Source organism: Paenibacillus sp. XP01 (genome assembly GCF_057364885.1).
The window spans coordinates 3,494,257-3,507,361 of record NZ_CP139481.1; the positions used below are offsets into that span (position 1 = coordinate 3,494,257).

Here is a 13,105-nt window from a genome sequence, read left to right on the forward strand (position 1 = left end):
GGGGAGCGGGTACATGCTGATTCATCGGGAAAACAGCGGCAAACGATGGCATCTTCGACCTGACGGGGCGGGCAAAGTAACGGGGCAGCTTCAATATCTGACCGATATGTCGCTGCCGGACATGGTATATGGAAGGGTTTTGCGCAGCCCGTACCCTTATGCTCGGATATTGTCCATTCATACAGAAGAAGCCGAGTCCATGGAAGGCGTTCATGCGGTGCTGACGGCCAAGGACGTCCCGGGATTAAATCGCTTCGGAATCGCCACGCCTGACCAACCCGTGTTCTGCGAAGATGTCGTTCGTTATGTCGGCGACGCCGTTGCCGCCGTCGCCGCGGATACGCCCGAACGCGCAGCGCTTGCGCTGGAAGCGATCCGGGTGAGCTATGAAGAGCTCGTCCCTCTCGATAGCACGGATGCCGCCTTGGCGCCTGAAGCCCCGGAGCTGCATGAGCACGGACCGGGCAATGTGCTCCATCGAACCGAGATCAAACGCGGCAACGTGGAGGAAGCTTTTGCCGCATGCGAGCATGTGGTGACCGAAACATACTACACGCCAAGGCAAATGCATGCGTACATGGAGACGGAAGGCGGGCTTTTCGTTCCGGAACGGGATGGAAGGCTTCATGTGTACGCGGCAACGCAGCATGGTTATAAAGACCGAATGCAATTGGCCCGCATTATCGGCTGTTCGGAAGAAGATATCCGGGTCGTATCATCTCCGATCGGCGGATCGTTCGGCGGCAAGGACGAACTCAACGTACAGCCGTACGGTGCATTGTTGGCATTACGTTGCGGACGTCCGGTCAAAATGCACAACTCCCGTAAGGAATCGGTTCGGGCGGGATTGAAGCGGCATCCGATGAAAATCGAAATGCAAACAGGCATCAGCCCCGAAGGCATGATACTGGCCCATAAAGTCCGCATTACCGCGGATACCGGAGCCTATGCCACCTTGGGAGCACCGGTGCTTAATTTTGCCACGGAACATTGCCTCGGTCCTTATGCGATCCCGAACGTGGACGTGGAGGGCGTCTCGGTATACACCAACAATGGCGTATCGGGCGAGTTCCGCGGATTCGGAGGGAACCAGGCGATCTTTGCGATGGAGGGCCAGATGGATCGTCTTGCCGCAATCATGAACATGGATCCGTGGGAATTCCGCAGACGGAACCTGAGGGCCAAAACCGATCCGGGACCGCTCAACCAGCGCATTCTCGTCACGGATGGGTTGGCGCAGGTATGGGAAGCCATGGACCGTTCGGAGCTATGGCAAAAGCGCCTGCGTCCTCAAGCGGCTGCAAATCTGCCGCCATGGATCAAACGGGGCGTTGGCGCGGCCATCGCCATGCACGGCGCAGGGCTGGGCTACGGCATTCCCGATCCCGCAGGGGGCCGCTTGTCGCTGAACGCGTCGGGACGGATCGAAGCCGCGTTCGGCTACGAAGAATTCGGGCAAGGGCTCGTGGCGACGCTGGAAATTATGCTGTGCGATCTGTTCCAATGCAGCCGATACGACCTCAGTATCGTCATCGGCGATACCGATAAGGTTCCGCACAGCGGTTCGAGCACGGCCTCGCGCTCGACCACGATGGCCTGGATGGCTTTGCAGCGGCTTCAGGTTCCCTTTCGCGCCAGAGTACTTGAGGCAGCGTCAGGCTTGTCGGGAATCCCGAAAGATGAATTGGCGACCGGGCCAGGAGGCGTATGGCGCGCGAAAGATCTGGCCTGCATGGAGGATGGGAGCGAAGCTGAAAAGCCGGAAACAGAGTTGCCGGAGATAACGAGAAATGAAGATAAAGTGCGAGTTGGCACAAGGTCGGGTGGACCTGCTGCCATCGTGTCATATCAAGCATTGGTTCAGCAGGGCGAACCCGAGGATTGGGTATTCGATACGCGTTTTGAGTACCCGACTACCCCGGACAACGTTGTCGGCGGGCACTATCTTTATACGTATGCCGCAGTGGCTGCCGAGGTGGAGGTCAATACGTTAACGGGTGAAGCCAGGCTGCTGGATACGCGCCATGTGGTTGCCGCAGGGCCTGTCATCAACCCGATGGGTTTCTTGGGACAGATCGAAGGCGGCAGCGTGATGGCGCTTGGCTTTACTCTGACGGAAGATGCAGTGATGAAAGATTCCCGCTACGTAACCACGAATCTCGATACGTACCTGATTCCAACCATTCGCGATATCCATGCGTCCTTGGAAGTGGAAGCGATCGAGGATTTGCCGGAAGGGGACCCGTACGGTCCTCGGGGCATCGGCGAGATCGGATCGGTTGCGTTGGCGCCGGCCATCGCGGCAGCAATCCATCAAGCTACAGGCGAATGGTTGACCCGGCTGCCTGTTTCACGCGAGCAATTGATGAGGCCGCTGGATGTACCGCTTGAGGAAGGAGTGAGTCATGGATGAAAGAACCACGAGGAACCGAGTGGAACGCCATCGTAAACGGTGAGACAAAGCAACTGCACGTGGATCCGTCGACTCGCCTTGTAGATGTGCTGCGAAACGAGCTGAAGCTGACGGGAACCAAAGTATCGTGCGAAATCGGGCGTTGCGGGGCATGCATGGTGCTGGTCGAAGATGTTCCCGTCAATTCGTGCCTCGTCATGGCCTATCAATGTGCAGACAAGGCCATCACCACTATAGAAGGCCTGCACGGCGAAGGGAAGGAGGATCTTCACCCCATCCAGCGTGCTTTTGTCGAGGAAGGCGGGTTTCAATGCGGATATTGCACTCCCGGCATGATCATTTCCGCCAAAGCGTTATTGGATGCGAATCCGCAGCCGACTCAAGAACAGATTGAAACGGCACTGTGCGGCAATCTATGCCGGTGCACCGGATATGGGGGTATATTGAGAGCAGTGAGCAAGGCTCGAGAATTCTACCCTACCGAGTGTTCAACATCCGCCGGTTCCCAAGGGAATGCTTCCAAATCAGGATGACACGGACAAAAATGCCAAAGTTAAACCTTGTTGCCGGGAATGAACCGTCCGAAGTGGCGGTTTTTGTCGTTGAACAGCAAAGAAAAGCAATCGTTTTTTGTGGAACCATACGATAAAAACGCGAAAATGATATGTACGAAACGATAATGACGGAATATAATGGAAAGGAAGTTTTGATTTATAGAGCAGGACGCTGAACAGCCCCAAACAGACGCAGGAGGTGAATGATGCGATTCCGGTGTTTTTTGATCCATGGAGTCACCAGATACCCGATCGAGTGCATAGGGTCTATTTAGCACGCAAAAAAGAAAATACGGTTTTCCGGCCGGGTCATGAGTGAATTTCGATCGGAATAACACGGCATCCAGGAGGATTTTGCAATGGTAGCAAATCGAAGCGTAGCGTTATCGGTAATACTTACTCTTATTACTTGCGGTTTGTATGGACTGTATTGGTTCTATACGATTACCGAGGATACAGGGAGACTTAGCGGAGATCGAGACTTCACCGGCGGCAAACATCTTCTGCTCTCCATTATCACATGCGGGATCTGGACCTTCATCTGGTCTTACCAGGTGGGTAAACATCTGGCTTATGTGCAGCAGCAGCGTTCCCAATACATAACGGATAACTCCGTGCTCTATCTGGTGCTCAGCCTGTTCGGCTTGGGAATTATCAACTACGCGCTCATGCAGTCGGAACTGAACAAGTATTCGTATGCTCCGCATTAATACCCCCTTTCGAAAAAAGGCGGTTGGCACCATCCTGTTAGGAATTACGGGTTATGCGTATTTAAAGGTATGGCTGCCTTGGACGGGATTAAGCATTCCATGCGTCTTTCATGAAATGACGGGATTATACTGCCCGGGTTGCGGGATTACCCGAACGCTCCTCTCTTTGATCCAGGGGGATCTGCCTCAGGCTTTCCGCTTTAATATGCTTGTGTTTGTGTTAGCACCCATGTATCTGGCATATACCATCTCATCGAAATACAAGTGGGACATGACCAAAAACGCCATTATGGCCAGCATGCTGGGGCTAACCCTGTTATTCGGCATGATGAGGAATACCCCTATGTTCGGTTGGATGGCACCCACGTTGCTGGGGTGAAAATAAGGGATGAAGCAGGTATGTCCGACAGGGCATGCCTGTTTTTCTTTTGTTTTTGTTGCTTTAGCGGCTTCATTTTTTTTCTATTTTGACCACGTAAATAAATCGCAAAAACTCATTCCGGGAAAATTCACGATAATTACATACGTAATTATTATTATGTAAACTTATATTTTTCGATGGCCCCTATAAGCAGCATCTATGCAAGGATTCGATTGAAAAGTTTGAAAATAAAGCATTCCCGCATCAAACCTCCTATACAACTTTCCTCGATTGTTCCGACTTCATCGTTCCATTTCTACCATTTTTCGAAGCTGATCAAGGCCTGCTGTGATCTCATGAAAATCGTTTTCGAAAAAATGAACTCGCCGAAGTTCTGGCGACATACTCCATAATAAAAATGTTAACATTCCCTTGTTTCATGAATTATAGAGCTATAATATGCGGTTTGGATGGTAAATATGACGTGCACACGGTCATGGGAGGTATTTTCCTTCAAAAAAGCGGTCGGCATTCAGCCTCTGCATCCATGATCTTCGTTGAAAATGGATTGAAAATCGGTCCGCTTAGAAGGTCCCACGTCTAACTGCAATAAAGTTAATATTTTGAAATGGCATGGGGAGAGGCATGTCTTAGATCATTTTCATACCGATTTGCGATGGATTTCCACTCCGTTCTGCCTGTATGCTTTGGAAAACTGGAAAGGAAGTGGGAAAATGGAACGCGAACTGGCGTTGGAAATTGTCAGAGTAACAGAATTGGCAGCATTGGCTTCTGCCCCATGGATGGGTAGGGGAGACAAGAACAGTGCAGATGAAGCGGCTACTTTGGCCATGCGCGCCATGTTCGATTCCGTGTCCATTCGCGGCACGGTAGTAATCGGTGAGGGAGAAATGGATGAAGCGCCCATGCTGTACATCGGCGAAGAAGTCGGCAATGCCGAAGGACCTGAGGTCGATGTGGCGGTTGACCCGCTCGAAGGCACCGAAATTGTCGCCAAGGGGCTGAACAACGCTTTATCGGTTATTGCAGTGGCGGGAAAAGGAAATTTGCTGCACGCCCCGGACATGTATATGGAGAAACTCTCCGTGGGGCCTGAATTGGTAGGTAAAGTCAGCATTGAAGATCCGATTGAATTGACGCTTGAAAAGGCGGCTGCCGCTCTGAACAAAAACATTTCGGACTTAACGGTCATGATCCTGGACCGCACAAGACATGAAAGCACGATCAAAACGCTGCGCAGAGTGGGCGTGCGCATCAAATTCCTCAGCGACGGCGACGTGGCAGGAGCGATGGCGCCGGCATTTCCTGAAGCAGGCATCGACCTGTATGTTGGATCAGGGGGAGCGCCGGAGGGGGTTCTGGCAGCTGCGGCATTATCTTGCCTCGGAGGAGAAATACAGGGCAGATTGATGCCTGCCAATGCGGACGAATTCCAACGCTGCTTGCAGATGGGGATCGATAATCCATACAAGGTGCTGACGATGGAAGACATGATCGGCACGGAAGACGTCATTTTCGCCGCGACGGGCGTAACCCCCGGCGAAATTCTGGGAGGCGTCCGATATCTTGCGGATGATCGGGCAGAGACCTATTCGATCGTAATGCGGGCCAAAACCAAAACGATCCGCTTCATTCGCTCCATGCATTTCCTTCCCAATAAAGAAGTGCTTCATAAAGTCAGACAGCTGCAGTCCAAACCGAAGCCTGCGGATCGCATTCCGAAAGTGTTCGAACAGGCCGAATTCAGCCAGTCTTCCGCCGATGCCGGAGTAACGGGAGTAAGCGGTTAGTTTATCAGGGAAATAAAAGCCAGCAGTCTTTTTGCAGCTTGAAATAAAAGATGTTCACCCGATTTGCATCGAATAAAGACAAGACAAAAAAGGAGGGGTTCTGCTTATGGTCAGAGCCCGTCCTTTTTACGTAAAAAGTATTGACAACGTTTACAACACATGAGAAAATGTACGCGCGTACATAAAAGTTAACCGAGGGATTGAGCGTTGATCACACCATCGTTTATGCCCTGTTTCGTTAACTTTTGATTTCATAATTACATGAGAGGGGTGAGGCGATGGCTACGCGAAAAGAGGTCGCGGACCTCGCAGGCGTGTCCGAAGCCACCGTATCCCGCGTGCTTAACGGGGTAGGCCCCATCAAGGAAGAAACGCGCCGCAAAGTGCTTGCAGCTTCCAAAAAGTTGGGATACGTACCGAGCGCGCTCGCCAGCCGTTTCGCACGCAGCAAAAGCGGAAATCTGGGCGTTGTGTTGCCGTACGTTCCAAAGGCCCATCTATTTTCGGCCTATTTCTTCTCGGAAATGCTAAGCGGCATCGGTAGCAAGGCCAGGGACAACGGCATGGACTTGCTCGTTCTGTTCAGAACGGCGGACGAAGTGATGGACTATGCGGATCTGTTTCGACGCCATAAGGTGGACGCTTGCGTCATTCTAGGGGCGCAAGATGACCCGAGCGAACTGGCGGCCCTGCGGGAACTGCATGATGAAGGGCATCCGTTCTGCGTGATGAACCAGCATTTTGCCGGCGAATCGTTCATGGAAGTGGATGCGGATCATGTGGAGGGCAGCAGGCTGGCCATCAGGCATCTTGCGGATCAAGGCTACCGCAAAATCGCGTTCCTCAACGGTCCTGACCGTTATTCGAACAGCCAGGAGCGCCTGCAGGGGGTTCGTATCGGCTTGGCGGAGGCTGGGCTGGGAGCTGAACCGCATCTTCTCCTGCAGGGCAATTACAGCCGCAGGAGCGGCATGGAGGCTGCCGCAGCCATTGCGGATCGGATCGGCGAGATCGATGCGGTGTTCGCGGCCAATGACCGGATGGCGATTGGCGTCATGCATGGCCTGCGCGAGCGCGGCATAGCTATAGGCGATTTCCCGGCATTCGTCGGTTACGACGACTCCGACGCAGCAGAGATGGCGGTTCCGCCGCTAACCAGCGTAAGGGTTCCTTTTTACGAAATGGGCGAGCTGGCCGCCGCAAAGCTGATTCGCCACTCGCTTGGCGAAAGCGATTACACGGAAGATGAAAGCACGGCGTTCAACCCGGCAAGGCAGCTGCTGCCGACGAAGCTTATCATCCGTGCGTCTTCGGAACGTAAAGCTTAGAGATTGGTTTCAATGTTAACGATGGCAATTTCCAAAGGAGGAAACGAGCATGTCAAAACGTCTTCGTGTCGGAATGGTAGGATACAAATTCATGGGAAAGGCCCACAGCAACGCTTACCGCGCTCTGCCGATGTTCTTCCCTTCGGCTCCGCTCCAGCCTGAGATGTCCGTGATCTGCGGACGGAGCGAGCAGGGAGTTCAAGCGGCTGCGCAGCAGTTCGGATGGGCTGAAAGCGTAACGGACTGGCGGGAGCTCGTGAAGCGCGACGACATCGACCTGATCGATATCAACGCGCCGAGCGACGCGCACAAGGAAATCGCGCTTGAAGCGGCACGGCAGGGCAAGCACCTCTTCTGCGAAAAACCGCTGGCGCTTTCGCTGGCGGATTCCCGCGAAATGCTTCAGGCAGCGGAGGAAGCGGGCATTTCCCACATGGTCGGATTCAACTATCGCTTCTCTCCGGCCGTGCAGTTGGCGAAGGAGCTGGTGGAGAGCGGACGTCTCGGCAAAATTTATCATTTCCGCGCGTTCTTCCTTCAGGACTGGATTCTCGATCCATCGTTCCCGCTCGTTTGGCGCCTGCAAAAAGACGTAGCCGGGTCCGGTTCGCACGGCGATCTTGGTGCTCACCTGATCGATCTGGCGCGTTTCCTGGTCGGCGAATTCAAGGAAGTCATCGGCATGAGCGAAACGTTTATCAAACAGCGTCCGCTGGCTTCGGAAATGACCGGACTGACCGCTAAAGGCAACTCGGGCACCGATGCGCCGATGGGCGAAGTTACGGTGGATGATGCGACCTTGTTCCTCGCACGTTTTGAGAACGGTGCGGTGGGCAGTTTCGAGGCGACTCGTTTTGCGGCAGGCCATCGCAGCACCAATTCGTTCGAGATCAACGGCAGCTTGGGCAGCGTGCGCTTCGATTTCGAACGCATGAACGAGTTGGAAGTGTACTTCACGAAGGATGAGGAAGATGTGCAAGGTTTCCGGCGCGTGCTTGCGACCGATGCGGCGCATAAGTATGCCGAGGCTTGGTGGCCGGCTGGGCACACGATCGGCTTCGAGCATACGTTCACGCATGAAATGCTGGAACTGGTGACGGCGATCTCCGAAGGACGCCAGCCTCAGCCAAGCTTCCATGACGGCGTAGCTTGTCAGGCCGTATTGGAAGCCGTGGAACGTTCTGTAACGGAACGGCGTTGGGTCGGACTGGAAGAAATGTAGGGTTGAGGAAACAAAGTACAAAGTGCCATGGCAGCGAATATAACAAACTTTCGGGAAAGCGAGTGATTGGCGATGAGCAAAGCTTTGATCGTATGGGGTGGCTGGGATGGTCACGAACCGGAACAGGTAGCGGCTATTTTTGAACGCATTTTGAAGGAAGAAGGATTTGAGGTAGAGGTATCCAACACGCTGGACTCCTACGCCGATGCACAGAAACTGCTTGACCTGGATCTGATCGTTCCGTTGTGGACGATGGGGCAGATTGAACAAGAGCTGGTCAATAACGTATCCGCGGCCGTACAGAGCGGGGTCGGTCTTGCAGGCTGCCACGGCGGCATGTGCGACGCGTTCCGCAACAACGTTGATTGGCAGTTCATGACGGGTGGACAATGGGTTGCCCATCCCGGCAACGATGGCGTCGAGTACACGGTGAACATGAAGCGCGGGTCAAGCCCGCTCCTGGATCATATCGAAGACTTCGAAGTCAAAAGCGAGCAATATTACCTGCATGTCGATCCTGCGGTGGAAGTATTGGCAACAACCCGCTTCCCGATCGTTAACGGTCCTCATGCGGCGAACGGTCCTGTCGACATGCCTGTTGTCTGGACGAAGCGCTGGGGAGCCGGCCGCGTGTTCTACAACTCGCTCGGACACCATGCCGACATCGTGGACATGAAACCCGTGTCCGAAATGATGCGCAGCGGTTTCAAATGGGCGGCGGCAGGCAAAGCCGTGGCCAAAGAACGGAATGTTGCGAGCACGGAAGCATACACAGGCATGGCGGATAATCAAACGGTATAACGCGGCTTAAAGAAGCTCCAACAATTCAATATACGCCCGAAGGGAGTACGGACAATCATGGACAAAATGAAAGTCGGCATTATTGGTTGCGGCAAAATCAGCGGCATCTACATGGAAAACTGCCACCGATTCGAGGTGCTCGAGCTTGCAGCCGTAGCGGATATCGACCGGAAGCGCGCGGAGGAACAGGCTGCTGCCTATCAGGTTCCGAAAGTATATTCGGTGGAAGAGATTTTGGCCGATCCCGAAATCGAACTGATCATCAACCTGACGATCCCCGCCGTACATGCGGATGTCTGCTTGAAGGCGCTTGAAGCAGGCAAACACGTCTACGTCGAAAAACCGCTTGCCGTTACCCGCGAAGAAGGTCAAGCCGTGCTGGAGCTTGCCCGCGAAAAGGGCTTGCTGGTCGGCTGCGCACCCGAAACGTTCTTCGGTTCCGGCATTCAGACATCGCTGAAACTCGTCGAAGACGGGGTAATCGGCAAGCCGATGTCTGCGACCGCTTTTATGATGAGCCGCGGCCACGAGCACTGGCATCCGGATCCGGAGTTTTACTATGCATCGGGCGGCGGCCCGATGTTCGACATGGGTCCCTATTATTTGACGGCACTGGTGCAGCTGCTCGGACCGATCTCCAAAATTGCGGGCATGACGGGCAAGGCCATGGACCAACGCACCATTAGCAGCGAGAAAAAGCGGGGCCAAACGATCCAAGTGGACATTCCGACGCATGTAACAGGGCTGCTGCAATTCGAGCAAGGGGCGATCGGCACGCTCATCACGAGCTTTGACGTATTTGGCGGAAGCGCACTGCCTCCGATCGAGGTTTATGGAACGCATGGCACGCTGCAAGTTCCCGATCCGAACACCTTCGGCGGTCCGGTCCGGTATCGCTTGACGGGCGAGCAGGAGTGGACCGAGGTTCCGCTGCTTCCCGGCTATCAGGAAAACACGCGCGGAATCGGCGTTGCGGATATGGCATACGCTGCGCGCAGCGGCCGCGCTCATCGGGCAAGCGGGGAATTGGCATACCATGTGCTTGAAGCCATGTGGGCCTTCCATGACTCCTCCGATACCGGAACGTTCTACGAGATGAAGAGCACCTGCAAACGTCCGGCGGCGCTGCCGGAGAACTTGCCGTTGTACACGCTGGATCAATAAAAAAACTTCGTCAATAGCAGCTCATTCAACCGGCTGCAGGACCATGAAAACAGCCCCGCGTCCTTATCATTAAGGAGGCGGGGCTGCTGCTTTTCACGATCGAGTTACAATAATTCAAGGTTTACCGATATAAGGTTCAAGGTTCAAAACCCGCCTGGCTGACCCGGATTTCGTCCGGGGAGAAGCATGTCCGCATGCGCTCCAGCACGATTCGGTAAGCATCCGGACCGTACCATTCCTCATATCCGCCTTCTTCATAAAGGGCATCCAAGCCAAGCTTGCGCGTTCGTTTGCCTTCGCTGCCGTCGCCCATGAAATAATCGTCGATGCAAATGCGCTGCGTAAGCGGCCTCAGCAGGGAAGCGAATCGTTCGCTGCTTGGCAAAACCGGAGCGATCGCTGCCTGCGTCGGAATGCCTGCGTCGCGCAGTGCGGCAAGCGCTTTTAATCTTGCAGCGATCGGCGGCGCAGCCGGGCTGAACAGCTTGCGGACATGCTCCAGATCGGTTTCCACCGTCATGCTTACGCGCACGCGCTGACCCAAGGATTGAAGCAGGTCGATATCCCGGGTGACGAGAGGACTGCGGGTCTGGACCAGCACGAAGTCTGGTGGATCGTCGGCCATCACCTCCAGCAAAGAGCGCGTGACACGTTCTTTATGTTCGACTGGCTGATAAGGATCGGTGCTGGAGGACATAAATATCGTCACAGGACCTTTGGCCTTGGCACGTTTGAGCTCGCGGACAAACACGGCGGCGGCCTGCTGCTTCACATCGACCCAACTGCCCCAGGCCTCACCGCGAAACAGCGCCACCGGCATCTGCCTGACATAACAATATGAACACGCAAAGGAACATCCGGCGTACGGATTCAACGTGTGGGAATACCCTTGAAGGAAGCCGCTTCCTTTGTTCATCAGCGATTTTGGCGTTTTATGGAAAATGGTCGCTTTCATGAGTCATCACCTAACTTTTCCCGATACTGTGCGGGCGTGAGGCCGGTCGATTTTCGAAAGAGGGTACTAAAATAAGCGGCATTCGGTATGCCGACCTTGGGCCCGATCTCGGCAATGGAAAGGCTCTGGTCGCGCAGCAAGCCTTTGGCCGCAGCCATCCGTTTCGTTTGAATGTATTGAACCGGCGTCATGCCGGTGACCCGCTTGAACACGCGGTGCAAATGATAGGGACTGCCGTGACTCGCAGCGGCCAATGCGTCCAGCGTAATTGCTTCGGCATAATGGACATGAATATAGTCGGTAACGACGGCAATCCATTCCTGGTCCGGAACCCGTTTTCCCGTAGGCTTGCAGCGTTTGCAAGGTCTAAACCCGCGATTCAGCGCCTCGTCGGCGTTTGCGAAGAGCAGAACGTTTTCGGGAAGCGGAGCCTTGGATTTGCAGGAAGGACGGCAGAAGATGCCTGTTGTCGCGACGCCGTAAAAGAATCGCCCGTCCCAAGACGCATCGTTGCCGATGATGGCTTTCCAGTGTTCTTCGCTCAAGGATAACGATTTTGCGCCGGCTCGACGGTCTGCGGCATGTTTCATGGCACTCACCTCCAGTTCCATTATAACCGTCTTGAGATCGTCAACAACGGTGAAAGAACGTAAAAGCAAGATTTCAAAACGAATTTCTGAGAAGTCCAATAGAGCATGCGATGAGGTGAGGTGCTGCCTTCAATCTGAATGCAATATAAGCTACAATGTACTGGAGACTGATAATAATATTTACTCATCGATGAAAGAGGTAGGTAGACATGGTTCGTTTTGGCGTGGTAGGTACGAATTGGATTACGGAAAGGCTGCTGGAGGCTGCCGTGCAGGTCGAAGGTTTCGAGTTGACGGCCGTCTTTTCGAGAACCGCGGAGAAGGCGAATGCCTTTGCCGATCAATATCAAGCAGAACATCGGTTCACGAATTTGGAAGAAATGGCAGCGAGCGAGCATCTGGATGCCGTATACATCGCTACGCCCAATACGCTTCATGCCGCGCAGGCAGAATTGTTTCTGCGTAACGGCAAACATGTGTTGTGCGAGAAGCCTTTGGCGGCCAACAGCGCCGAAGTCGGTCGCATGATCGAGGTTGCGCGCAAGCACGATGTCCTCTTGATGGAGGCCATGAAATCGACCGTGCTGCCCGTGTTCCGGATGGTGCAATCGCATCTGCACAAAATCGGGCCTGTTCGCAAATACGTGGCCAGTTATTGCCAGTATTCCTCGCGTTATGACAAATACAAGGAAGGCGTCGTGCTGAACGCATTTAAACCGGAACTGGCGAACGGGGCGCTGATGGATCTTGGGGTGTACTGCCTGTATCCGCTGATTACCCTGTTTGGCGCACCCCAGCAGGTGCAGGCGCAAGCGATGATGCTGGATTCCGGCGTGGACGGCCAGGGCAGCGTCCTTTTGAATTATGAAGGATTGGAAGCCGTCGTGACGTATTCGAAAATTTCGAATTCCTATGTTCCTACCGAAATTATGGGCGAACGGGGCAGCATCCTGATCGACAAAATCGGATCCCCTGAACAGGCCGAAATCCGGTACAACGACGGCACCGTCGAGAACATTGCGGCGGATCAGACGCACCCGGTCATGTATTATGAGGTGGAGGAGTTCGTGAAGCTGATCGAAGAGGGCAGACGAGAGTCGGACATCAATACGTATGAACGCTCCCTGGTCACGATGCAGGTCATGGATCGGATTCGGAAGCAAATCGGACTTGTTTTCCCGAATGATTGAATGAAA

General features: G+C 54.0%; 12 protein-coding genes. 10 read left to right on the top strand and 2 right to left on the bottom strand.

Annotated elements, in window-relative coordinates; genetic code table 11:
• Window positions 1-13: 13 nt before the first annotated feature.
• The 9 genes from pucD (at window position 14) to SNR34_RS15950 (ending at window position 10,364) form a co-directional block, all read left to right on the top strand.
• On the top strand, window positions 14-2,413 hold the full coding sequence (gene pucD, locus SNR34_RS15910; RefSeq protein WP_486179569.1) for a xanthine dehydrogenase subunit D: 2,400 nt from the start codon (window positions 14-16) through the stop codon (window positions 2,411-2,413).
• Entirely contained in the window at window positions 2,410-2,946 is a 537-nt protein-coding gene (locus SNR34_RS15915; protein ID WP_236414230.1) for a (2Fe-2S)-binding protein, read from the top strand. The genes pucD and SNR34_RS15915 overlap by 4 nt, the downstream gene beginning before the upstream one ends.
• A 380-nt stretch (window positions 2,947-3,326) precedes the next feature.
• Window positions 3,327-3,677 carry a DUF4234 domain-containing protein gene (locus SNR34_RS15920; protein WP_236414231.1) on the top strand — a complete coding sequence of 117 codons (351 nt, stop codon included), beginning with the start codon at window positions 3,327-3,329 and terminating at the stop codon, window positions 3,675-3,677.
• The gene (locus SNR34_RS15925) at window positions 3,664-4,056 is read left to right on the top strand and encodes a DUF2752 domain-containing protein (RefSeq protein WP_236414232.1); all 393 of its coding nucleotides are present in this window, start codon (window positions 3,664-3,666) and stop codon (window positions 4,054-4,056) included. Before SNR34_RS15920 ends, SNR34_RS15925 begins: the two co-directional genes overlap by 14 nt.
• Window positions 4,057-4,772: 716 nt before the next feature.
• Window positions 4,773-5,849 (top strand): class II fructose-bisphosphatase, encoded by a 1,077-nt coding sequence (glpX, locus tag SNR34_RS15930; RefSeq protein ID WP_339278286.1) that lies wholly within the window; start codon window positions 4,773-4,775, stop codon window positions 5,847-5,849.
• A 278-nt stretch (window positions 5,850-6,127) separates the two neighbouring features.
• Window positions 6,128-7,177, top strand: coding sequence for a LacI family DNA-binding transcriptional regulator (locus SNR34_RS15935; RefSeq protein WP_486179570.1), 1,050 nt, complete (start codon window positions 6,128-6,130; stop codon window positions 7,175-7,177).
• Window positions 7,178-7,226: 49 nt separating this feature from the next.
• Window positions 7,227-8,399, top strand: coding sequence for a Gfo/Idh/MocA family protein (locus tag SNR34_RS15940; RefSeq protein ID WP_236414235.1), 1,173 nt, complete (start codon window positions 7,227-7,229; stop codon window positions 8,397-8,399).
• A 72-nt stretch (window positions 8,400-8,471) separates the two neighbouring features.
• A complete protein-coding gene (locus SNR34_RS15945; RefSeq protein WP_236414237.1) occupies window positions 8,472-9,200 on the top strand; it encodes a ThuA domain-containing protein in 729 nt (242 codons plus the stop codon).
• Between the two features lie 57 nt (window positions 9,201-9,257).
• Window positions 9,258-10,364, top strand: coding sequence for a Gfo/Idh/MocA family protein (locus tag SNR34_RS15950; RefSeq protein WP_236414239.1), 1,107 nt, complete (start codon window positions 9,258-9,260; stop codon window positions 10,362-10,364).
• Between the two features lie 136 nt (window positions 10,365-10,500).
• On the opposite strand, the gene SNR34_RS15955 is transcribed toward SNR34_RS15950, so the two are convergent.
• A complete protein-coding gene (locus SNR34_RS15955) occupies window positions 10,501-11,319 on the bottom strand; it encodes a radical SAM protein (protein ID WP_486179571.1) in 819 nt (272 codons plus the stop codon).
• Window positions 11,316-11,909 carry a bifunctional transcriptional activator/DNA repair enzyme AdaA gene (locus SNR34_RS15960; protein WP_236414243.1) on the bottom strand — a complete coding sequence of 198 codons (594 nt, stop codon included), beginning with the start codon at window positions 11,907-11,909 and terminating at the stop codon, window positions 11,316-11,318. The genes SNR34_RS15955 and SNR34_RS15960 overlap by 4 nt, the downstream gene beginning before the upstream one ends.
• 209 nt (window positions 11,910-12,118) lie before the next feature.
• On the opposite strand from SNR34_RS15960, the gene SNR34_RS15965 reads away from it, so the two are divergent.
• Window positions 12,119-13,099 (top strand): Gfo/Idh/MocA family protein, encoded by a 981-nt coding sequence (locus SNR34_RS15965; protein ID WP_236414245.1) that lies wholly within the window; start codon window positions 12,119-12,121, stop codon window positions 13,097-13,099.
• Window positions 13,100-13,105 lie beyond the last annotated feature (6 nt).

Excerpts from the sequence above, each read along its gene's own strand:
- SNR34_RS15915 (WP_236414230.1), top strand. The coding sequence starts at position 2,410 with ATGAAAGAACCACGAGGAACCGAGTGGAACGCCATCGTAAACGGTGAG.
- SNR34_RS15965 (WP_236414245.1), top strand. The coding sequence starts at position 12,119 with ATGGTTCGTTTTGGCGTGGTAGGTACGAATTGGATTACGGAAAGGCTG.
- SNR34_RS15935 (WP_486179570.1), top strand. The coding sequence starts at position 6,128 with ATGGCTACGCGAAAAGAGGTCGCGGACCTCGCAGGCGTGTCCGAAGCC.
- glpX (WP_339278286.1), top strand. The coding sequence starts at position 4,773 with ATGGAACGCGAACTGGCGTTGGAAATTGTCAGAGTAACAGAATTGGCA.
- SNR34_RS15925 (WP_236414232.1), top strand. The coding sequence starts at position 3,664 with ATGCTCCGCATTAATACCCCCTTTCGAAAAAAGGCGGTTGGCACCATC.
- SNR34_RS15950 (WP_236414239.1), top strand. The coding sequence starts at position 9,258 with ATGGACAAAATGAAAGTCGGCATTATTGGTTGCGGCAAAATCAGCGGC.
- SNR34_RS15940 (WP_236414235.1), top strand. The coding sequence starts at position 7,227 with ATGTCAAAACGTCTTCGTGTCGGAATGGTAGGATACAAATTCATGGGA.
- SNR34_RS15960 (WP_236414243.1), bottom strand. The coding sequence starts at position 11,909 with ATGAAACATGCCGCAGACCGTCGAGCCGGCGCAAAATCGTTATCCTTG.
- pucD (WP_486179569.1), top strand. The coding sequence starts at position 14 with ATGCTGATTCATCGGGAAAACAGCGGCAAACGATGGCATCTTCGACCT.
- SNR34_RS15945 (WP_236414237.1), top strand. The coding sequence starts at position 8,472 with ATGAGCAAAGCTTTGATCGTATGGGGTGGCTGGGATGGTCACGAACCG.
- SNR34_RS15955 (WP_486179571.1), bottom strand. The coding sequence starts at position 11,319 with ATGAAAGCGACCATTTTCCATAAAACGCCAAAATCGCTGATGAACAAA.
- SNR34_RS15920 (WP_236414231.1), top strand. The coding sequence starts at position 3,327 with ATGGTAGCAAATCGAAGCGTAGCGTTATCGGTAATACTTACTCTTATT.